At 60.1% G+C, this 21,829-nt stretch carries 15 protein-coding genes; 4 read left to right on the forward strand and 11 right to left on the reverse strand.

Going from position 1 to position 21,829, the window contains the following annotated elements; all coding sequences use genetic code 11:
* Positions 1-311: 311 nt before the first annotated feature.
* The gene (locus KP003_RS13915) at positions 312-4,070 is read right to left on the reverse strand and encodes a PKD domain-containing protein (RefSeq protein ID WP_216788841.1); all 3,759 of its coding nucleotides are present in this window, start codon (positions 4,068-4,070) and stop codon (positions 312-314) included.
* Positions 4,071-4,088: 18 nt separating this feature from the next.
* Entirely contained in the window at positions 4,089-4,529 is a 441-nt protein-coding gene (locus KP003_RS13920; protein ID WP_216788843.1) for a cytochrome C, read from the reverse strand.
* Positions 4,530-5,049: 520 nt separating this feature from the next.
* Between KP003_RS13920 and KP003_RS13925 the strand changes: the two genes are divergently transcribed.
* The 3 genes from KP003_RS13925 (at position 5,050) to KP003_RS13935 (ending at position 7,679) form a co-directional block, all read left to right on the forward strand.
* Positions 5,050-5,481, forward strand: a complete 432-nt coding sequence (locus KP003_RS13925) for a hypothetical protein (RefSeq protein WP_216499683.1) — start codon at positions 5,050-5,052, stop codon at positions 5,479-5,481.
* A 16-nt stretch (positions 5,482-5,497) separates the two neighbouring features.
* Positions 5,498-6,910, forward strand: coding sequence for a PAS domain-containing sensor histidine kinase (locus KP003_RS13930; RefSeq protein ID WP_216499682.1), 1,413 nt, complete (start codon positions 5,498-5,500; stop codon positions 6,908-6,910).
* Between the two features lie 97 nt (positions 6,911-7,007).
* Positions 7,008-7,679: a response regulator gene (locus KP003_RS13935; protein ID WP_216788844.1), complete on the forward strand. Its 672-nt coding sequence runs from the start codon at positions 7,008-7,010 to the stop codon at positions 7,677-7,679.
* A 166-nt stretch (positions 7,680-7,845) separates the two neighbouring features.
* On the opposite strand, the gene KP003_RS13940 is transcribed toward KP003_RS13935, so the two are convergent.
* From KP003_RS13940 to KP003_RS13980, 9 genes are all read right to left on the reverse strand, one after another.
* Complete coding sequence (locus KP003_RS13940; protein WP_217299713.1) at positions 7,846-10,950, reverse strand: PKD domain-containing protein; 3,105 nt, start codon at positions 10,948-10,950, stop codon at positions 7,846-7,848.
* A 48-nt stretch (positions 10,951-10,998) separates the two neighbouring features.
* Entirely contained in the window at positions 10,999-11,427 is a 429-nt protein-coding gene (locus tag KP003_RS13945; RefSeq protein ID WP_216499679.1) for a cytochrome C, read from the reverse strand.
* Positions 11,428-11,757: 330 nt separating this feature from the next.
* On the reverse strand, positions 11,758-12,861 hold the full coding sequence (locus tag KP003_RS13950; RefSeq protein WP_216499678.1) for a cytochrome c3 family protein: 1,104 nt from the start codon (positions 12,859-12,861) through the stop codon (positions 11,758-11,760).
* Positions 12,858-13,907, reverse strand: a complete 1,050-nt coding sequence (locus KP003_RS13955) for a 6-bladed beta-propeller (protein ID WP_216788850.1) — start codon at positions 13,905-13,907, stop codon at positions 12,858-12,860. The genes KP003_RS13950 and KP003_RS13955 overlap by 4 nt, the downstream gene beginning before the upstream one ends.
* A 9-nt stretch (positions 13,908-13,916) precedes the next feature.
* A complete protein-coding gene (locus KP003_RS13960; protein ID WP_217299714.1) occupies positions 13,917-15,899 on the reverse strand; it encodes a hypothetical protein in 1,983 nt (660 codons plus the stop codon).
* A gap of 8 nt (positions 15,900-15,907) precedes the next feature.
* Positions 15,908-16,498, reverse strand: coding sequence for a cytochrome c3 family protein (locus KP003_RS13965; protein WP_239027539.1), 591 nt, complete (start codon positions 16,496-16,498; stop codon positions 15,908-15,910).
* Positions 16,495-17,691 carry an NHL repeat-containing protein gene (locus tag KP003_RS13970; RefSeq protein WP_217299715.1) on the reverse strand — a complete coding sequence of 399 codons (1,197 nt, stop codon included), beginning with the start codon at positions 17,689-17,691 and terminating at the stop codon, positions 16,495-16,497. Before KP003_RS13970 ends, KP003_RS13965 begins: the two co-directional genes overlap by 4 nt.
* 145 nt (positions 17,692-17,836) lie before the next feature.
* The gene (locus KP003_RS13975) at positions 17,837-18,598 is read right to left on the reverse strand and encodes a cytochrome c3 family protein (protein ID WP_217299716.1); all 762 of its coding nucleotides are present in this window, start codon (positions 18,596-18,598) and stop codon (positions 17,837-17,839) included.
* A 357-nt stretch (positions 18,599-18,955) separates the two neighbouring features.
* Positions 18,956-20,287: a cytochrome c3 family protein gene (locus KP003_RS13980; protein ID WP_216788860.1), complete on the reverse strand. Its 1,332-nt coding sequence runs from the start codon at positions 20,285-20,287 to the stop codon at positions 18,956-18,958.
* 458 nt (positions 20,288-20,745) lie between these two features.
* On the opposite strand from KP003_RS13980, the gene KP003_RS13985 reads away from it, so the two are divergent.
* Complete coding sequence (locus KP003_RS13985; RefSeq protein ID WP_217299717.1) at positions 20,746-21,750, forward strand: peptidylprolyl isomerase; 1,005 nt, start codon at positions 20,746-20,748, stop codon at positions 21,748-21,750.
* Positions 21,751-21,829 lie beyond the last annotated feature (79 nt).

Consider the following 21,829-nt stretch of genomic DNA (forward strand, 5'->3'; position numbering starts at 1 on the left):
GGTGTACATATGCAGAAACCGGGAGGTAAGCACATGGAAAGAGCAAAAGGCGTACCGGCTGGATCCCTTCCCTGCGTCCTGGTCGCGCTCCTGGCGGAGCCACCGGGCAAAGTGCGCAAAACAACATGTTATTTGAATACCAAGATGCATCCTGAAAAATCGAGCCCGCGCTGAAGCTCAGACGCAAACAGGTGGCGGCAATGATGTAAAGTGGGGCATTTGCCCCACAAGTCGGTAAAGAGGTAGCAAAAAAAAGCCCGAAGCTTTCGCTTCGGGCTTTGCATTGCAACAGCAATCAGACAAATCAGCGTTTACTGCAGGTTGTACACCGCCACGTTCTTGCTGGATACCAGGGTGGAGCCGTTGTAGACGCGGATGTTGGTGGTCCACTTGTACCCGGCCTGGTTGCCGGCGGTGTTCGGATCAGCATCGGCCACGGCGTACTTGGCGTAACGCGCGTAGGTGTGCTTCTGGCTGATGGAACCGTCGATGTCGGTGGAGGTGGTGCTGGCACTACCGTCGCCCCACGCGAAGGTGACGGAGGTGTAAGGACCGCTGATGGTCAGCGGGATGGTCGTTGCCTTGGCGGCGTCCACCGTAATGGTACCGACGGTGACCGGGTCCGCAGCGACGACGTTGACCTGCTGGTTCACGGTGGAGAACTTCCCTTCCTCGTCGACCACGTTGAGGGTCAGGGTGAAGAGGCCGGTGGTCGGGAAGTTGTAGGAGATGCTCTTGCCGGCAGGCAGGGAAGCCCCGCTGTTGAGCAGCCAGGAGTAGGTGAAGCTACCCGCCGAAGCCGCGTCGGCAGCGACCAGGTTGACGGTTGCGCCCTGGGTCACGGTGATGATCTGGCTGCCGCCGTTTGCTGCCTGGCCGGCAACGGTAGCGATGTCTGCCACCGGGTCAATGCCGATACCGTAGGTGGCCGCGTTGGCCACGGCAGCGGACTCGAGGTAGTTTGCGTACTCGCGACCGGACATGGCCACGGCACCGGTCTTCACAATGCCGGTCGCCGGGTCGATGTCGCCGATCTTGTAGTAGATCTTCGCTTCAGCACCGTTGTCGTCCTTCTCGTGCGGGTAGAGAGCGTCCGCACGCTGCATCGGTACCGTGTACACATACTCTTCGCCGCCGATGGTCACTTCTTGCTGGAACTCGGTGGTACGCGGCTGCCCCAGCTTGTTGAAGCCTTCGAAGGCGGTACGGAGGTCGCCTTTGTAGGCCTTCACACGATACGGCTCGAGCGGACGCTGCATCATGTTGCTTTCCATCGCGAAGTTGGTGTTCTCACCCCTGAGGTCGCGGGCGGTATCACCGTTGGCGTCCAGCACAGGAGCCAGCGTGTTCGCGTCATCAGCCGTCCCCTGGGTGACGAGCGGTGTGGTCGGGTTGTAGGTGCGCCCAGCGGGGATGGCACTACCGGTCATGGTGAAGTCGCCGTTGAAGAAGCCCTGGCCCGAAGCATGGCACTCGTTGCAGGTTTTACCTTTGACGTAGTTGCTCACACCCTGGACGTTGTGGGTGACCATGAACGGGTCGCCTACGAGGGCCAGTTCGGTGCCGGTCCACTTCTTGTCTTCCCTGGAAGTGAGGCTGTTGCGCCAGTTTTTGTAGTCGCGGATCTGGTCCGGTTCGGTGAAGACAACAGCGCCGCTCCAGATGGAAACGTACTTCCAGTAGTTATCGGTGGAGAACTTGCCGTTGCCGGAAGGATCGTACGCCATCATAGACGGCATCCCCGGAGCGCCGAAACCTACGGAAATGACGGAGAGGGCGGACGGACCGAAGTTGAAGCCTTCCTTCAGGTCACGCATGATCCACGGGTCGAAGATCGGCTCGTCGTAGCCCTGGGCGTTGTTCTTGTTAAGGAGCTCGCCAGTGAAGATGTCCCTGTAACCGGTGAGGGATGCCTTGCTGTTGTTCAGCTTGCCGCCCGGGGCGCCGTCGCCGTTGGCGTCGACGCTGGAGGTGTAGTTGTTCCAGATCGCCGCGACGATCGGGTTGGAGAGGTAGATCTTGCGGCGGAACTTCATGCTGGAGTTGGCACCGTTGGAGAAGTTGGCACCATCGCCCAGGTTGGTGGTGAGCGGAAGCTCGAGGTTGCCAAGCTTTTGCCAAACCATGAGCGGTTTCCACTGCTGGAGCTGTCCACCGATGACCTGGGTGCCTGCCGGGATGTATTCAGGACCATACCCCAGGGCCGCGTACATCTGGTTGTACTGCTGACGAGCAGCTTCATTGACCGCGTCCGGAGCCGGATCTTCGAACATGCCGAACATACCCTTGGACAGGTCGGTGCCGATAACGGACGGGAAGCGCATGCCACTGGTTGCATCAAGGGTACGGACCGCCATGGACTTTTTCTGAACGTGGCAGACGGTGCAATCCATGACGTCGAGGTGGTTACCGACGTCCAGCGTAGTTTTGCCCTGACGGGTGAAGTTGCTGTAGTCGGAAACGCCCTGGCCGCCGAAGGTGCCATGGAGTTCCTTGTTGTCGACTATCTGTACGATGTTGGCGGTGAGGCCTGCCGCAGCGTGCTTCGTGGTCGGGTTCGGTGCGCCGAAAGTTTCGATGGTCTGGCCGTAGTAATCCTTGCCGGTTACGTGGCAGAACTCGCAGCGTTTGACGGTGTTCCTGGTATCGTGCTTGTCAGGAGTCTCGCCGGCGATCAGGTTGCGGTTTTTCAGCGGCGGTACGCCGTCCTGGATACCTGCCATCATGTCGAAACCGCGGCCGGGGTCGCACTGGCTCTTATGGGTGCTGTCGCCGGTGAAATGGCAACCTGCACAGCCGAAGGCGCCATGAACGTCCTTGCCGTCCTGCCATGCGTCACCACGCTTGAACCACTCGGCACGGGGGAACGGCATGACGGAGAGCTTCATGGTGTTCTGATCCGGGGTCGCGCTTTCGTTGTAGTAGTACAGCGGACCGGTTTGGCCGGCATTGCCGCCGCCCAGGTCAAGGCTCGGGTAACTCGAACTGAAGCCGAGGGAGCTATCCCTGAAGGGGGTCGCGCCCAGCGCCTGCGGCCACGGCAGTTCCGGCATCATGTAGCTCATGTAGTTGTAGCCGGTGATGGCCTGAGAGAAATTACCTGCCGGCGTGAACGGGGCATTGAGGTCGTAGGCGACCATGCGCTTGCCCAGGGGGCCCATGCCGTGGGCGGGGTCGTAGATCATCGGGGCCGAAGAGAGGAAACCGTTGCTGGTGCCGGTGGTGCCGAACATCTCGGGGAGATTCTTCAGGGTCTTGGTGGCGTGGCACAGCATGCAGTTGTTGGAATCCGGCTGCTTCATGATCCGGGACAGCGCATTGGCGGAAAGGGAAACCATCGCAACGTTGCCGCGCTCGGAGGACATGTTTGCGAAGGACAGGTTGCCGTTCATGCCGTTGTAGCCCATGTAGGTGGGGCTTATCGGAGTCATGTCGAACATGCCTGCGCCTGCGCCAGGAGCGAAGGCGAGGTTGCCGGCCTGGGTCATCACCGAGGCGGAGATATTGTCGTAGCCCTTGAGATGGCAGAAGAGGCAGTCCATCTCCTTGACGTTCGGCATCATCAACTGCCCTTTCTTCAGGTGCATGATGGCGCCGGTGTTGGGGTCTCTCATATCCATATCGGCCGGGACCCAGCCAAGCGGGTTGCCCTGGGCATCGTTAGCGCCGTACACGGGAGCATTGGCCGGGTTGTTGCCCACGAACACCGGGTAGGCCCAGGGGGCAAAGGTCGGCTGGGAAATCTGCGCACCGGTTGCCGGGTCGTACTTCTCCCACACGGTGGTGGTAATCGGGTTGATCTTCGGCATGGTCTGGCCGGTCGGGTCCAGCATGGCCTGCTGCCAGTCGGCAAACAGTCTCTGCGGCAAGCGAATGCCCATCTCGCGGTCACGCTCGTAGAATACGCCGCCGACATGGCAGGTGCCGCACATGGTCGCCTGGTCCCAAAGGGAAAGGTCGACTTTGGGGTAGATCGCTGTGCCATCTGCGGCAGTGCCGCCGTTCAGGAATGCGTCGAAGCTCGGGTAGGTGATGTATTTGTTGTCGCGGTTAAGCTCGTAATCCGCCACCTGGCGGAGAGAGGGGACTCACCACTTGCCGTTGTGGCCATGAGACTGCAGCCACGGCTTCTGCGGGTTCAGGCCCGTCTGGGTCCCCTTGGGAACCAGGGAGTCGTTGGAACCGTCGCCGATGAACAGACCGCTGGGATCGTTATCCATCCACTCATTCCAGCCAAGAGCAGCGTGGAAGGCGTGCTTTGAGAGCTGGTCGTAACCGGCGTAGCCGCCGTGGCAGTTGGTGGCGCCGCCACCGGTACAGGTCTGTTTCGGGCTGTACGGCATGCCCTGGTTGTTGACACGGTTCGCCATGACCGGCATAGCGGGCTGACCGAACTGCTGCGCCACTTCTTCGTACGTGTACAGCGTTATCGAGTCGTGGGCGGCGGCGAGGGCCATACCTGCACCCATGGCCACGCCAGCGACCGTCGCTATACCCGTCAAAAGCGAACTTTTGCGAGTTCTTTTCATGTTGGGTCTTCCTCCGAATTTAATGGTACTACAGTGCTGTCATGCACCATCGCGGCATGGGGGTGCCGATAGACGGAGCACAACAGCTATTACAAGAGAGCCGTTTCATATTTAGCAAATGCGAGGCCAAGACCATTTCTGCGCAATATAGAAGTATTCAGAAAATGCAATAACAGGTTCGCGGTATCCGGGGCTAACCGCCTGTTATGGCCGCTTTTCTCGAGTCCGCCTCTGCCACAAAAGTTTTTTTACCACCGCCACGTCATCCCAGGCAAAACACCCCAAAACAAGTCGAAAACTAGGTATATCACCCTAGGAGACGGGTCGCCCCTTGCCCTTGAAAGCGAGAAACTGCGCTAGCTAACGCGAGTGATATCGCCCACAATGGGGGATTTGCCACCGCCACGTTCACGCCCCACGCAGAGGGTTAGATGGGGCTTGACTTTGTAAGTTTATTTGCATATACCACAACCAGCATACTATCGTGGCCAGGAGTGTATGGCCTCCCAAGGAGCGTGTCATGAAGAAGGTTTGTCTGCTGTTGTCCGCACTGTTATTGAATGGATGCCTGCACCCCTCTCCCCAGTCCCACCAGGCCGCGCAGGCGGCTCCGGCTGCCAGGCCCTATCTGACCCCCGAACTCGTGGCACAGACCATTACCAAAGGCAAAACCACAAAGGATGAGATCGTGGCCCGGCTCGGGGCGCCCAATTCCGTGTTGAAGAACGAGCGTCTCCCTACCGCGGAGCAGATCGCAAAAGCAAAACAGCCCCTCCCCCCCGTCGCTTACACGGTGGAATTCTGGAACTACTGGAACACCTCGGGTGAGATCGAAAAGGCCATGGTGGCCGGCAGTTCGGCTGAAGTCTATCGGCTCGTAGTGTTCATGGACAAAAACGGTGTGGCGGTTGACTACGCCGGCGAGATGCGCAAAGTAGAATTCACCAAGTAGGCCACCAGGAACTCCCATGCCCGCGACAGACCCCCAGCTATTTGAAACCATCGTAAGTACCCTCTCTGATGGCCTTTACGTCGTGCTGGACAACCTGGTCGTCTTCCTCAACCAACGGTTCGCCGACCTCTTCGGCTACTACGACACTACCGAGACCCTGATTGGCCGCAACCTCTTCACGGATCTCTACCCTGACCCCAGCAGCGTCGACCTCTTCCAGCAGGTGCATCACCAGGTGCTGGCCGGTGCCCCCCCGCGACTGGCCTGGGGGCAGCCCTCCGCCAGGGTCGACGGCACGCCCACCTGGATCGAAGTCGAGATCCGCCGCGTGGAGTTCTCGGGCAAGCCTGCCCTGATAGGGACCTTCCACGATCGCACCGACTGCAAGCTGATCGGGGAGGCGATGCACGCCTCGCAGGAGACCCTGCGCATGCTCCTCGATGCCATGGAGGACCGGGTCTACGTCGTGACGGACGACTACCGCATCATCTACGCCAACAGGAAGATGCAAAACGGTCTCTGCGGCGACATCGCCACCGATCCCTGCTACAAGGTATGCCGCGGCCTCAGCGAGCGCTGCGACGACTGTTCGACCGACGCCGTCTTCACTGATAACCAGCAGATCCACAAGGAGTTCTTCAACGAGATGACCAAACGCTGGTACTCGGTGATCGAACTTCCCATCCGGATGCCCGGGCTCTCCCGTCCGGCAAAGCTGGCGGTCGCGCGTGACGTTACCGAGAAAAAGGAGCACGAGAAGCAGATCCGGGCCCTCACCCACAGCCTCATCTCCGCGCAGGAGAAAGAAAGGCGCTACGTCTCCCGGGAACTGCACGACGACCTTGGGCAGCGGCTCAACGCCATCAAGCTCGGCATCGATACCCTGGAAGAGGACCTTGCCGATGCGCCTGAAGAGCTGACCTGCCGGGTGAAACGTATTTCCGGGATGCTCAGGGACTCTATCCAGGCGGTGCGGGGTATCTCGGGACGGCTGCGTCCGGGTTCGCTGGAGAGGCTCGGACTCGTGGGGGCGATTGAGCATGACTGCGCCGCGATGGCCCCGGAGTACGGGCTGAAAATAGATTTCAGGCCGGCCGGCATGACCGGGGTCAAACTGGAGCCTGAGACGGAAATCAACCTGTACCGCGTCTTCCAGGAGGCGCTTCACAACGTGGTCAAGCACGCCGAGGCCACCGAGGTTACCGTCTGCCTCGTCGCCTCGCACCCCAACATCAGGATGCGCATAGAGGATAACGGCAAGGGTTTCGACCTGAAACAGCGCCAGCGGGACAGGGGGGAAAGGCTGGGGCTGGTGGGGATGACGGAGCGCGTCGACCTGCTAAGCGGCACATTCCAGGTTTCCTCGCGTCCCAAGGTGGGCACCCGCATCGTGGTAGAGGTGCCGTACTGTCAGCCTGAAGTTAATTAAAAGGTTGACACCTCCTTGGCCATGGTGCTATTGGGAATGCATTTTGCCACCTCGCCGCACGGGCTGGCACGAAAGTAAAAACTATGCGAGGTGCGCGATGCGCAAAAAGAGCGTCCTGATCGTCGACGACCATCCCCTGTTCCGGGACGGGCTGAAGAGTCTTGTGGAACGCAGTACCGACTACCACACCATCGGAGAGGCCGGCAGCGGGGCAGAGGCGCTCGCTTTAGCGCGTGAGTTGCAGCCCGACCTGATCACCATGGACATCTCGCTTCCCGACATGAGCGGCATCGATGCGGCGCGCGAGATCATAATGGAGTTTCCCAAGATCGGGGTACTGATGCTCAGCATGCACCCCAAGGTTGAGTACATCTCCGAGGCGTTCAAGGCCGGTGCGCGGGGTTACGTGGTAAAGGAAACGACCAGTACCCGCCTGATACAGGCCATGGATGCGCTCTCCCGCGGGGAGTTCTTCCTTGACGGCCAGATCTCGCCGGAGACGGTGGGCAAGCTGATGGCGGGGACCCGCAAGGAGCATGGCTCGCAGGACGAGTGCTACGGCCTTTTATCACCGCGCGAACAGCAGGTGATGCGCATGGTGGCGGAAGGGGTGCCGACCAGGGAGATTGCACGTCGCCTGGTCCTGAGCGTGAAGACGGTCGACAACCACCGCACCAACCTGATGAGAAAGCTTGGGGTGCACAGCAAGATCGAACTCGTCAAGTACGCTGCCAAGCTGGGGCTGATCGACGTCGACTCATGGAAGTGACCGCCCCCCTCTCCTCCTGATTCCCCAGCTGAAACGGCCCACCGGGCCGTTTTTTTTTGCACCATCTCCGCCCCCCTCCCCTCCGGCGCCACTGCAAACCGCCGAAAAAAAGCCCGAAGCTTTCGCCTCGGGCTTTGCATTGCATCAGAGTCGGACAAGTCAGCGTTTACTGCAGGTTGTACACCGCCACGTTCTTGCTGGATACCAGGGTCGAGCCGTTGTAGACGCGGATGTTGGTGGTCCACTTGTACCCGGCCTGGTTGCCGGCGGTGTTCGGATCAGCATCGGCCACGGCGTACTTGGCGTAACGCGCGTAGGTGTGGCTCTTGCTGATGGAACCGCTGGTGTCGGTGGAGGTGGTGCTGGCACTACCGTCGCCCCACGCGAAGGTAACGGAGGTGTAAGGACCGCTGATGGTCAGCGGGATGGTCGTTGCCTTGGCGGCGTCCACCGTAATGGTACCGACGGTGACCGGGTCCGCAGCGACGACGTTGACCTGCTGGTTCACGGTGGAGAACTTCCCTTCCTCGTCGACCACGTTGAGGGTCAGGGTGAAGAGGCCGGTGGTCGGGAAGCTGTAGGAGATGCTCTTGCCGGCAGGCAGGGAAGCCCCGCTGTTGAGCAGCCAGGAGTAGGTGAAGCTACCCGCCGAAGCCGCGTCGGCAGCGACCAGGTTGACGGTTGCGCCCTGGGTCACGGTGATGATCTGGCTGCCGCCGTTTGCTGCCTGGCCGGCAACGGTAGCGATGTCTGCCACCGGGTCGATGCCGATACCGGTACCTGCAGCGGTGATGTTGTTGAAGTAGGTGAGCCAGTCGCCACGGCCGACATACTCGAGGTTGTTCACGCCCTTCAGTTTCTGTGCGGCGTAGAGTGCGCCGGAGAGGCCGAGCGGCCCGACATCGGTCTGCGGGTTCACACGCACTTCGTAGCCTGCAGCCGGGGTGATGACGAGCTGCTCAGAGCCACCGTCGGTGATGGTGAAGCCGTAGCCGTGGCTGTTGTTGGCAAAGCCGACGCTGTTCATGTGGGCGACCAGGGCGGCAACATTGGTCATGGTGTTGTCGGTGTTGGCGAAGGTGTAGGACTTGACGGTGCCGGTCGCTGTCTCCTTCACGTCGAGCTTGGTCACCCAGCCGGCGGTGCCGGTGCTCTTGTTGGTGGCGTCGTACCACGGGCTGTTGGCCACACCCACAGCGGGACGGGTGCTGCCGGTGATCGCGGTGGTGCTGAAGCCGGTGTTGATGTTGGTGAAGGTCCCTTCGTAAATCATGGCCGCGCGCTGGACCGCCTGGGTGTCGTCGGAGAGGTTGCCGGCGGCGGTCGGTGTGAAGATCGGTACGGCAACACTGCGGTTGCCCGCCTTGTTCACCACGTTCGGATGCATGTCGGTAGGCTGGGTCGAACCGTTGACCTTGGCGTAGTTCACCAACTGGCCGGCATTGTAGGTGAAGTTTGTCTTCGGCGATACCACGACCTTCTTGTTGAGGAAGGTGCTGGAAGCGCTATGGCAGTCAGCGCAGCTCTGGCCCAGTGCTTCCGCGGCCGGAGAAACGTTGTGGGTCCACTTGAAGGGGACCGCAAGGGCGGACAGCTTGATGATCGGGGGTTCGGTCGGATTGCCGATCATGGCGGGGAGCTGCGCCGTGATGGTGCTGATGTGCCCAGCGATTTCGTCGCCGGTTACCACGCCATCGTGGGTGAGGCTGTTGCGGTCGCTGTTGGCGACGTTGATGCGCGCGATGTGGGTCGGCAGGATCGGGTCGAGACCCGGGCCGCGCCCATCCTTGTTGGCATCGAGCATGGTGTTCATATCACGCCAGAAGAAGGAGGTCAGGAAGCTCCCCAGGAAGAGTTTGCCGTTGTTCCAGTAGAGCGAGTAGTTGTCGTACATCTCGCGCTCGACGTTGACGGTGTCGTGGGTTGCCAGACGCCCTTCTTCATCCTTGCCGGTGCCGTCAACCATGGCGCCGCCGGTGATGTGGAAGGAGGTGTAGCTCCTGAACACGCCGTTGGCGTCGTACAGCGGGAGCTGAACGTCGGTCTTTCTGGAGTGGCAGACGGTGCAATCGATGATGTCGAGGTGGCTTGCATTGGCGACGCCGTTGCTGACCAACTGGCCGGAGGCATTGAACTGCTTCTGCGCCACGATGGCGGTGAGCCCTTTCGCGGCGTGCGCTGCGGTGGGGTTCGGTGCGCCGTAGGTCTTGCCGTTGCCGGCGGTGCTCAGGTGGCAATCAGCGCAGTTTTTGAAAGCAACCTTGTCCATGGCGTTCCACTGCGCATCGTAACCGGAATCGCCGCCTTTGGCGGGGTCGCAAAGGCCGAGCTTCTTGTTGGCCGCAGCGTTGTTGGCGATACCGCTGGTACCGACCGTGGTCTTGTCGATTTCCCCGGTAGCGGTCAGGGTGTTGCGCTCGTGGCAACCCATGCAGCCGATGTTGCCGTGGACTTCGGAGGCGCCCCAGTAGTCGCCGCGCTTTTTCCACTCGACCTGGTACTTCTCCTTCTGGGTGGCGGCGTGGCAGGAGGCGCAGTTCTCGGAGGCAGGGACGCCGAGGATCTTGGCACCTTCAGTGGTGGAGAGCTTGTAGCCACCGCCCTCAGCGGCCACGAGCTTGGAGAGGTCATAGGTAACGGTCGTGGAGGGGGTGGAACCGGTGGAGTAGGTGCCGAAGCCGGCGCCGGTCACGCGCGAGGCGTCGAAGCCGAGGGCGCGTACGGCGTGCTTGCGGGCCTCCCAGTTGTACCCCTGCTGGTGGCAGGCGAGGCAGTCCATTTCCAGGACGCCGGACTGGGCGAAGTTGTTGTACTTGGGCTCGTAGGTGGCGCCTTTGCCGTCACCCTTCGGACCGAAGACGTCGATCAGGTAGTTGAAGGCCGTGTAGACGGTGTCCAGCAGACCCGCGCTGCGCAGCGGCACGCGGTTGGCCGGGTCCGGGGCTGCCGAACCGGGATACGCCCCACCACTCAGCGGACCGCCGACGACGCCGGCAGCGTAGGTCCCCAGGGGAGAGCCGATGCTGCCGTTGGCAATGTACTTGGGAATGTATTCCATCCCGCCGCCGCCTACGTGGCACTCCGCGCAGTCGTTCATGTTACCGAGCGCGGTGAGGTCGGCCGACTGCTTGAGGCCGTCCAGGCCGCTGAAGGGGAAGGGGATATAGGCCTGCGTCTCGTTGGTCAAGGTGGCGAGGTTGGGATTGGCAGAAGTAGCCGTCTGGCCAAAGTAAGCACTGATGTACTTGCCGTTGGTCTGGTCATAGGTCATGCCGAAGGAGTCTTTGAAAAGTCTCGACAACTGTCGAGCAGAAGGCGGTCACCAGTTCCCCAGATGGCCGGGACCCTGGACCCAGTTCTTGCCCTGCGGGCTCACGCCGCGGCGGAAGGCGTCGGCGTTGCCGTCCGGAGTGATCCCGTCCGGGTTCCAGTTGTTGAAGCCGCGCAGCTCGTTGGTGCCGTTCATGGCATGGTAGGAGTGGCGCTCGATCTCGTCGTAGCTGTAGGTTGCATTGCCGGCTGCAGTGGCATCGCCGTGGCACCCTACGGTACCGAAGCAGGTGGTCTTCACGCTGTAGGCGGGGCCTTTCCCGCTGGCGTCCAGTTGCACTAAATCGCCAGCCGGGTTCTTGAGCACGATGTTCTCGTGCGAGGCGTTGTAACCCAGAGCCGACCCTGCCGCAAGCGACATAAGCGCCGCGGTGGAGACGACGGTGGCTTTCACAGCCTTTTTCGTCGGTTGTCTCATTACGATCTCCTTTTGATTATTTCACTACGGCTGCATTGAATGTTTCCAACGACACCGGTGGGGGCCGGGACACGTCGCGTGTCATGTGCCGGAAGAGAGCAATTCACCCTATAGCACTGTCTGTGCCCATTTCGTTGCAGCCTCAGACAGGAGAAACCGCCGTACCGTTAAAACAGCAGCAACTTCAAGGCTTTTGAGAGACTGGGGTCACGAAGAGAAACACGAGGCGAAGGTTACCAGAGAGGATCGGAGCGGAAAACGATAGGGTAAATAACCCAACACCAGACAATACACTGGGTGATTTACCCTATACGACTTTTGAAGGTGGTATCAGTAGTACTTCGGGTTGGTGAGGTGAGTGGTGGGATGGCAGGTGACGTTGCAGCTCTTTGTCACAGAGTCGTAGGTCCCGCTCGTGACAAAGATACTTGAAAATTCGACTAAATGGGCATGAGCGGCATCGTTGATAGTGACACCATGAGAGGGGTGGCAGGCAATGCACGGGTACCCCTGGGTTACCACGTGTGAGTAGTGCTTAGGGAACTTCGTTTTCTCGGGGTGCAGCGGGTCAAGGATGTCTGCCTCCGCATGGCACCTAAGACAGAGGCTATATCCCCCGGCATCATACTGGTGCTGGGTCCGGTACTCATACCTGTTACCCAATAAAGGCGCGTAGTTGACACCGTTGGCGCCGTGGGGCTTATGGCAGATCTCGCAGCCATCGAGCTTGGTGGCATCGGCAGTGGAATGGACGTTGGCGCTCCAGCCGGATTTATTGTGGCAGGCGATGCAGAGCTGCGTGCCGTTTTTGTAGTTGGGCAGCACCAGAAACTTGCTGTTGGGAGGAGAAGGATCCTTGTGCGGGTTGTGACAGGTGGTGCACTGGACAAAATTGGTGTTCCTCTCCAGCCGGATTTCCGGGGGCAGCGTGGAAGGTGCGTTCAGCTCCAGGTCTTTAGTGGAAAGCATGCTGTCGTAGGGAAAAGAAACGGGGTGATCGTTCCTGAGGTCCGAACCGATGTAGGAACTGCGGTCCGGGGTGATGCGCGAGGTGATTCCGGGAAGCTGATAATTTCCCTTGAGCATGCCGAGGGCGATGGATCCATCATGACAGCTGAGGCAAAGCCTTGAGGTGCCGGTCGGCTGGCCCGGCTTGGTAGTCGCCTGCATGGTTTCGGAGAAATAGGGATCGTAGGTGACGGAAGACGCCTCCCTGCTCCACAAGGGGTTCACCTCGAGGCGCTTGTCCTCGTTTGCATGATGGGGTGTATGGCAGAAAATGCAGACACGAGTTTCAACGGTTGATTTAAGCTCACCGGGACCACTCACAGAAAGGTTGTGTTTTGTGTTAACAACGGACGAGGAGCCGTAGGCTGCCTGGCCCAGCGCCAGAAATGCGGTTTCGAGCAGTAATATGGCCACGGTTGCTTTCACTTCTCACTCCTTGCCTCAAGGGGGTCCATGGATAGCCCCTCGAAAATCTGGATCCTCTTGTTGTAGGAGTCGACGATGTAGAGCCGGTCATCCTGATCGATGTGAACGCCGATCGGCATCCAGAACTCGCCGGGGCGGCTCCCGCTCTGCCCGAAGGAGGCTACGTGCCGTCCGCGGAAATCAAAGACCTGCACCGTATCGGTGATGGCATCACTCACATACATCGCGCCCGAACTGTCGGCGGCCACCCCCTTGGCACGCAGAAAAGAGCCAGGTTCCGCCCCCACCCCGCCAAAGGAGAGCAGGAATTTCCCTGCGGGGGTCAACACCTGGATCCTCGAGTTGAGCGTGTCGTTCACGACGATCCGCCCGCACTTGTCCATGGTGATATCGGTGGGATAGTTGAATTCCCCCGCGCCGTCCCCCCTGCGCCCGATCCGGTACAGCACCTTCCCCTCCGGATCCATGACCACCACCTGGTGGCTTAGGGTATCAACCACGAAAAGCCTGCGCAGGTAGGTGTCGAAGACAATGCCGGTGGGCCGCTTGAGTTTCTGCGACGGTAAGCGCTCCAGCCGGTCCTCATCGACGTGATAGCGGTAGATCCATCCCGTTGCCGAATCGGTGATGTAGAGATGGTCGGCGTCGTCGCTGGCAAGACCAAGAGGTGACACCAGCCCGACCCCGTTCTGGGGACGGATGACCCTGTATTCCCTGCGCTCGGGGTCGAACACGTGCACCCGGTGGGAATCCGGATCGCTGACGAAGATCCTCTCGCGCCTGTCCACGTGTACTGAATAGGGCCTCTCGAAACGGACCGGTTCCTTGCCTACCAGGAACTCTTTCACGGCCGTCAACGGAGCCGGGTTGTAGACCGCATCCGTGCTGGTGCTGATCTCCTTCACCCAGCGTATCTGCAGCGGTCGCTGTGAACGCGACACCACCCAAAGCGGCTCGGAGCGCACCTCGGCCTGGCGGGCAAGGCAGCCGGCAAGCGCCGGCACCAGCAGGACGCCCAGAAGAAAAATCGCGATCCTGTTTCCCATCACATTCTCCTAGAAGTAACGCTTCAGCTCGATGCGCGCAGTGGCATTGCGCTGATACTGCTCTTTGTAGAAGCGCCAGTCCATCCGGACGCTGAAATCGATCTCGGCGCGGGCAAGACTGTAGCTGCCGAGCAGCCATGTGGAAAGAAGCTGCTGGCTGGAGGAGCGCCCTGAGGTGTTTTCGTACTGCCCCGAGACGCTCGCTTTGAGCCGTTCGCTGAAAATGCGGCGGTACATGCCGCTGGTCAGGAAGATGTTGTTCTGCCCCCCCTCACTCACCACCCCGCCCGACTCGGTCTTCTTGTACGAGGTGAGGACGTCCGAGACGTTCAGGGCGACAGCGCCCTCCTCCAGTTCCCGGTTGTACTTCCAGTACCCCTCCAGCCTCTCCTCGTTCAGCGAGATCGAGGAGAGCTTGCTGTACAAAAGGCCGGTACGGTAGTTTGTGTCATTGCGCTCCGCCTGCGCCGTGTAGCTGTTGGAGGAACCGACCGGGGCGACGTTGTCCTCGCCGGCAAGCTTTTTGATGGTGGCGCGGCTGTAGCCGGCAGTAAAGGTATACAGGCGCCCAAGCCTCAGTGATGCGTTCACGCTCTGGGTCTCGTTCAGGTATTTAAGCAGCGGGTTAACGTTGGTGCTGTAGTCGACGGAGAGGGCCTCCCCCAGTGCGATTCCCTGGCCGGGTTCGATGCGCAGCCGGGTCCGGCGCCCATCGGGCACGACCGTGTAATCGGTCCCGGCGACGAAGGTCTTGGTTCGGCTTGCGTTCCACACCACGATGGTGGACGCTATGATGTCCTCGCTGGGCAGATAGTTTTCGACCTCGTTGGCGGAGCCGTTAAGGCGCCGGTCGCGGTAGAAGACGACGCCGCTTTTAAACTGATTGTTGAAGGTGTGCTGACTGTAGCCATACTGCACCTGGAGATCGCTTTCGCTGGGCAGGCGCCTGAAATAGGTCAGGTTGATCCCCCCGCCGTACGAGTCCTGGCTCCCCGTGTCGAGGGTGGTGGAGCTGGCATCGCCAGAGAGCCTGGTGGTGATGGTGTCCAAAAGCCTGTGTTCCAGGGTCGTAGCCACACTGCGCAGGTCGCTGCCCTGGTTGTCGGACGAGGTCGAGTTCAGGTTGCCATCGATGGTGAGCCGGAGCACCTTGCCCAGCTCGCAATTGGCCCCCTCCTTCAGGTCGATGAATCTGCCGCTGTGAATCCCCTCTTCCCGGGTCCACCGGAACATCGAGTCGAGCGTCTTCTTGTATGGCGCCGTTGGCCACGGCTCCAACCGGTTGGTGAGGGTACCCGAAACCACATGCTGATTCTGGATGCTCCCGGTGGAGAGGTTTTCACTGGTGTTTTGCTCGGCAGAGAAACTCGCGTTGCTGTCGCTCATTCTGTTTTTGGCGAAGTGGGCGACCGTCGCGGTGACGCTGTGCAGCGATTCCCGGCGATCCTCCCTTTGTCCCGAGGTCTCCTGATTGCCGTGTTCGAAGGAAAGCGTGGCCGGCAGGAGGTCGTTTTTGGCGGAGATGGCCACACCTTGCCGCAAGCTTTGGAGCTGGTAGCTGCTGGCGAACAAGGGGCTGACATGGAGGGTATCGGAATTGAGGTGAAAATAGACCGATTGCGGCATGTAACGGAAAAAGGAGCCGTTGAGGTTGTAGTCGTACTGAAAATCGCTGCCTTTCCCGCTCCCCTGTGAGGTGCTGGTCTGTTGCTGCTGAGCCTCGGCTCCAAGAGAGATCTTGCCGTACAGCAGCGAATCGTCATAGACCGCGTAGTTTGTCTCGATCTCGTATTTCTCGGCTGGCGTGTGACGGCTGGTCGAAGATTTGGAATGCGCGCCCTCCTGAAGGAAGTCGTCGTACTGGTAGGAGAGCGTCACCAGTTGCTGGATCCCGAAAAGTTGAAGCAAGGCGCGATCCGCCCCCCACGCCTTTGCCGCGGGAAGAGCGGTGACGCAACAGGCGAGCACGATGGCGGGGCAAACAGATCTCAAGAAACCCTCTACTTCAGAAAGATTTTGCTCGAACTCGAGTGCGGGTCGTGGCAATCCACGCAAACCATCCCCTTGCGGCTCAGCCGTTCATGCATGGTCGCTGCCAGCCGCTGCTCTGTGTGGCACTCGGCGCAGATCCGGTCCCGACTGGTAATCAAAAGAGCGGGGTTGCTGGATGAATGGGGGAGGTGACAGGCAAGGCAATCCCCATCGGCTACCGGGCCATGCACACGGGGATGCTTTGCGATCTCGGGATGACACTTGAAGCAGAGCTTGTTGCGTGGGGCCACCAGACCGTCATTTACATCCTTTTCCTGACTGTGACAGTCGGGGCAGCGTTTCTCCTTGTAGGGAAGGTGAAGTACCAGGGTGACGTCCTTTTGCTGCTCCTTGGAACCAGTCGGTGTCTTGCCGCTCCCGTAGTCGCTGCAATACTCGTCGCTTCCCGGAAATGCCGGCACTTCGTTGAAGAAGATGGTCATCATCCGATGCCCAGTGCTGCCGCAGCCGGCAAGGCCGACAACCATGCCCACTAAAGAGATGAGCATGGCTCTTCTGCCGCCGCGCCTGACGCGGCGCTGTCCCCCCCACCTACTCATTTTGCTTCCGTTGTTCCTGTCTCTTTGCCGGAAGCCGGCGCAACCTTCTGCTTCTCCTTGAGCTCCTGAATCCTCTGCTGACGCTCCTTGAGGATGCGCTGGTACTCCTTGTCGTAGTCGATGCCCTTTTGCTTGCCGAAGCCGTAAATGCCTATCTTGGGGTCTCCGAACTGGTTGGCAACCACGACGATCTGCTCCACTTCAAAATTCTTTTCGGCCAGCCCCTGGTAGTACCCGCTAGTGTCCTTGCCTACCGCGACGCCAGCGGGAAGGTTCATGCCGCCGTACGGTATGACCCCGCCGAAATACATCAGGATCTGCCCCTTCTCGTTGAGGACCTGGACGTTTTGAAAGGCGGCATCCACGACGAAGAGGTACCCGTTGTCGTCGACGGCGATCCCCTTGGGACGGGAGAACTGGCCGAAACCATCACCGATGTCCCCGAACGCCGTGATGAAGTGCCCGTCCTTGTCGAAGGACATCACCTTGCCGTTACCCGCGTTGGTGACGCGGATGACACCCTTTGAGTCTATGGCCATGGTGATGGGCAGGCTAAGGGACTGCTCGGCGCTGTCACCGGTGCCGATTTCTTTCACCTGTTCAAAGGTTTGCCGGTCGAACACCCTGATGGCGCCCTTGCGGGTGTCGAGCACGTAAAGCCTCTCCGCGTCAACCGCCACCGAGGCCGGGGCTGCATCCCCCCCTAGCCCGACCGCCCTGACGAACTCGCCTTGCGGGTCGTAGACGAGCACCTCTTTCCTGCCGTTATCTGCCACGAAAAGGGACCCGAGCTCGTCGACCGCGAGCTGGATCGGCTTCTTGAGCTTGCCGATGCCGTTATCGCCTTTTAGCCGGGTAAAGGTCTTGTTGGCCGGGTCCGCGATCAGCACCCGTCCCCCGAGGTCCGCTATGTAGATCTTGCCTTTCCCCACGGCGACACCGTACGGCTTCACGATCGGGATCACCTTCTTTTGATCCACGCCGCCGATCGACAGCAGGGAAAGGGAGGTGTCCTTTCCCTCGACGTCGGCGGAGTTGCTGAAACCGCCCAGATACTGGATCCGCGGCAGGTCGGGGGCAGGCGGGAAGAAGACCGGGCCCCGGGCGCCCCGGGTGCCGGCGCACCCGGACAGCAACAACGAAAAAACAGCAGCAAAAAGACCTAGTCGGGCGCGTGACATCGAACGGACCATCCTTTTTCTCCTTCTTCGTTTTGAACTCCGCGGGTCGAGACGATATCACATTTCTCGCATGTATCAAAACTCAAAAATGCGGATACTTTCATAAAAAAGGGGCCGCCCAGAAGCGGCCCCTCCCATGAAATCTCGTAAACCCGGATTACTTGTTGTGGCACATGAGGCAGATGGCCGAACCTTCCTGCTTTTCGTACAGGAAGTAGGCTTCCTGGTTGTCCTTGTTGTGGACCTCGTGGCAGGAGGCACAGGTGAACATCAGCTTGCCGTCCTTGGTGTCGAAACCGATGCTGGTGAACGGCTGCCCGGTCAGCTTCGGGTTCGTGGTCTGCAGGGTGGTGTTGATGGCGCCACCGAAGATAGGCATACCGCCAACGCCAGCGCCCGCGTCCTGCCAGGCTGCGGCGGAGATGTCGAACCCGATCGGGTGGTCGCCGGCGAGGCTCTGGCCGGAACCGACGGCGACCTGCCCCCAGCTGTCGCCGGTCAGGTGGGTGTTGGAGGTGTTCATGGTGCCGGGGATGCCGTAGTGCTGGTCGATGGCGATGGCGCCGTCATGGCAGCTCATGCACAGGCGGCTCGGGCCGACCAGGGGATCGGCGACCACGCCGTCAAAGGTGTAGCTGGCGTACGCCTGGAAGCCGGTGCTTTCCTCGATGGTGTGGGACCAGAGCGGGTTGTAGTCGGCCACGGTGGAGTCGACCTTGTGGTGCGGGGTATGGCAGTAGGCGCACACGCGCTTCTGGCTGTCGGGGGTGCCGTAGTCGGCGCCTTTTTTAACTGCCAGGTCGTACATGTCGTGTTTGGAGCCCACGATACCGGAACCCGGGGTGGAGCCTGCGTAGGCGATGGTCGCCCCGAGGGCGAGTGCTGCAAGGGCGGTAAGGGCGGTTGCCTGCTTTTTCATGTTTTTCTCTCCTTTGGCTTTAATAGATTCAATTACAGTTAAAAACATTTCCAACTGGCTCTCTTCCTCTTCATCCATTTCTTGGGGCGGCGCTCTCCCCCCAGAGTAGCGCCCCCACGATCTGACGAGTCTCTATTTAGCAACTTGAGTGCCAAGTGAAATATTTACGTAAGTGATCTAAATCACAGAGTTCAACCGCACGAAGAGAAGCAGCGGATGGAGGAAGCTGGGGAGTAAGGCCCAAAAAGCCTGGGGCAAGCTGTGGCATTTCCCCCAGTGTGCGGACCTGCCAAAATAAAAAACGGCCGGGTCACCCTCTGGGGGACCCGGCCTTGGGGACGCAGCGGCTGGATCGTTTCACTTGGCCGTGTAGTCGATGGGCTTCTGACGGTCGTACTGGTAAGGTTTGTGGCACCCCGGGGCACAACCGCCCCCGGTGGCGGTTTTCTTGAACCGTGTCTGCACCTTCCATTTACCGAACCTCGTGCCTTCGGTGGCGACCAGGGCGTCGCCGGACGAGGCATGGATTTCATGACAGGTGCGGCAGGTCCGCCCCTTGGAACGATCTGCTACATGGACGAAATGGAGGTTACTGTCGCCGTTTCTGAATTTCGTGTACATCGTGGTTTCCTTGAACGTGAGGAGATTTTTGTCATGACACTTGAGACAGAGACCATAGGCCCCGTCCCGGTAAGCCGCGTAAAAGCCGTCCGGGTAGGCGCCGGTCAGAAGCCGGCCATAGTTCGAGGCGTGCGGATCATGACAGCCGTCACATCTCCCTTTGGCGATGGGACCATGTTGCTGCTTCTTCCCGGAGAGCTCCTGGGCGATGTTTTTGAGCGCTGGATTGCCCACCTTGTCGCTTCCATGGCACCCAAGGCAAACCTCCTTCTGCTCGCCGATGAGGAGTCCCTTTTCCTTTGAGAAGTGCGTCGAGTGGCAGTTGCTGCACCCCTTCCCCTCCAGTACCGGCTTGTGGGTACCCTTCGAGGCCTTCAAACGCTGATCCAAATTCTTATGGCACCCCATGCAGAGGTCCGGCATTTTCTCTTTCAACAGATAGCGGTAATCCCCGCTGTGCGGGTCGTGGCAGGACGTGCACGGCTTATCCTTTACCGGAGAGTGCACCCGCTTCGCCGTCTTCATCTCCTTGGCGAAGTCCTCGTGACAGCCAAGACAGAGCTCCTTCATCCCGTCCTTCAGGAGAAACTTGTTGGCGGAGTCGTGAGGGGAGTGGCAGGCGAGGCAGGTCCCTTCGGCCACCGGCCCGTGCACATACTTCTTCTTGTAAGGGGCCTGGTCGTGGCAACTAAAGCACAGAGCCCCCAGATCAGGTCCCACATCGAGCAGGTACCGGCCGCTGCCGCCGTGCGGCTTGTGGCAGGAAAGGCAGTCGCCCTCCTTCACCGGCGGGTGCACGACCTTCTGCTTCGCTATGCCGCTGTGGCAGCCGACACAGAGTTCCTTGCCCCCCCCGGCGATCTTGAAGGTTTTGCCCCCCTTAACCGGATGTTCCTTACCCTGCTGCACGTGGCAGGTGGAGCACTCGCCCCCCTCCACCGGGGCATGCCGGTATTTCAGTCCGGAAATCTGGGTATGACAAGCGGTGCTGATGCAGCTTTCGGCCAGCGCCCGCCCAGGTGCCCCAAGCACCGTCAAAAGGCACAAAAAAAGTACTGTCGTCTTCATGCTCCTCCCTGCCTCGTCGCCCCGCCGTTAGCCTCACATGTCCGCCACAGCGACGGCCACCACGAGCGGAGAGGTCCCCAAAGGGGTGAATTCACCCACATCGGCAGCAAAATACAGGCCAAACTGGGTCAGATGGCGCTTTTTGCCCGACCGTGGTTCTTAACGGTGCCGACCTGCAACAGAAGGTGCGAATCGTGGGGGGGAGAGCGGGGAGAATGGGCGACAACGCCTCCTGGGCGATTTCCCCCACACCCTCTGCCGACAGCGGCAAATCCCCCAAAAACGAGCCTCTAAAGCGGCGCGCCGGCAGATGCAGAAGCCCATCCTGACGCCCCCTACGGGACATAGTGCCGGTTGGCTTCGGAATTGCTAGGCATGAGCCCGACCTGCGCCCCGCCAGCGGCGGTGTGCAGCAGGCCATACACCACCACGGACATCACAACGAAAGGAGTACCTAGATGAAACGCTTGACCGTCAAATTTGCCACATCCGCTGCCGCGCTCCTTCTCGGCCTCACGGCCTGCACAACGACCACCGGGGGTATCGGCTCCAAGGAGGGGACACAAGTCGCCCCGGCAGTGCAGCAAGCCGTACAGACCGTGAACGGCGTCCCCATTACCAAGGCCGAGTTGGATCGGGCCATGCAGGTGATGCTGAAGCAATACAACATGACGCAGCCGCTCCCCCCGGAGATCCAGGCGCAGGCCAGCCAGGCGGCCCTGGAGCAATTGACCTCCACCGAACTGATCTATCAGGAAGCGCAGAAAAAACCGATCGCCGACCTGGAGCAGAAGGTGGAGCAGAGGATGGCTGAGACCAAGGCGCAGTATGCCACTGAAGCGGCCTTTCAACAGGCGCTCAAGGACGCGGGGATGACCCTGAGCGAAATGACCAACAACGCGCGCAAGGACATCGTGATCACCTCGTTCATCGAGGAGCACTTCGCGGCGCAGGCGGCGGTGAGCGACGAAGAGGTGCAGCGCTTCTACAAGGACAACGAGAAGAGCTATTTCACCAGACCCGAGACGGTGCGGGCAAGCCACATCCTGATCGGGGTAGACGCGAAGAACACGCCTGAGCAGAAGAAACAGGCCAAGGAGAAAGCCGAGGCGCTCCTCGCAAAGGTTAAGGCGGGCGCCGATTTCGCGTCCCTGGCCAAGACTGAGTCGACCTGCGCCAGCAAGGAGAAGGGGGGCGACCTGGGAACTTTCAAACGCGGCCAGATGGTTGCCCCATTTGAAAAGGCGGCCTTCGAAATGAAGCCAGGCGAGATCAGCGACGTCGTGGAGACGCAGTTCGGCTACCACATCATCAAGCTCACGGAAAAGAACCCCTCCGGGCTGGTGAGCCTTGACGAAGCGAAGCCGAAGATAGTGGACTATCTAAAAAAAGAGAGGATCCGCAAGCTGGTGCCGGCCTACATCACCGAATTGAAGGGCAAGGCGAAGATAGAGAAGGTGTAGCAGCCACTACCTGAAAAAGCAGGGGTGATGCTCCTGTGACCGTGTCTGTTACCTGCATTGCAGCCAGCGCCGCGTCTCT

Source organism: Geomonas diazotrophica (genome assembly GCF_019063885.1).
In the GTDB taxonomy this organism is placed as follows: domain Bacteria; phylum Desulfobacterota; class Desulfuromonadia; order Geobacterales; family Geobacteraceae; genus Geomonas; species Geomonas diazotrophica.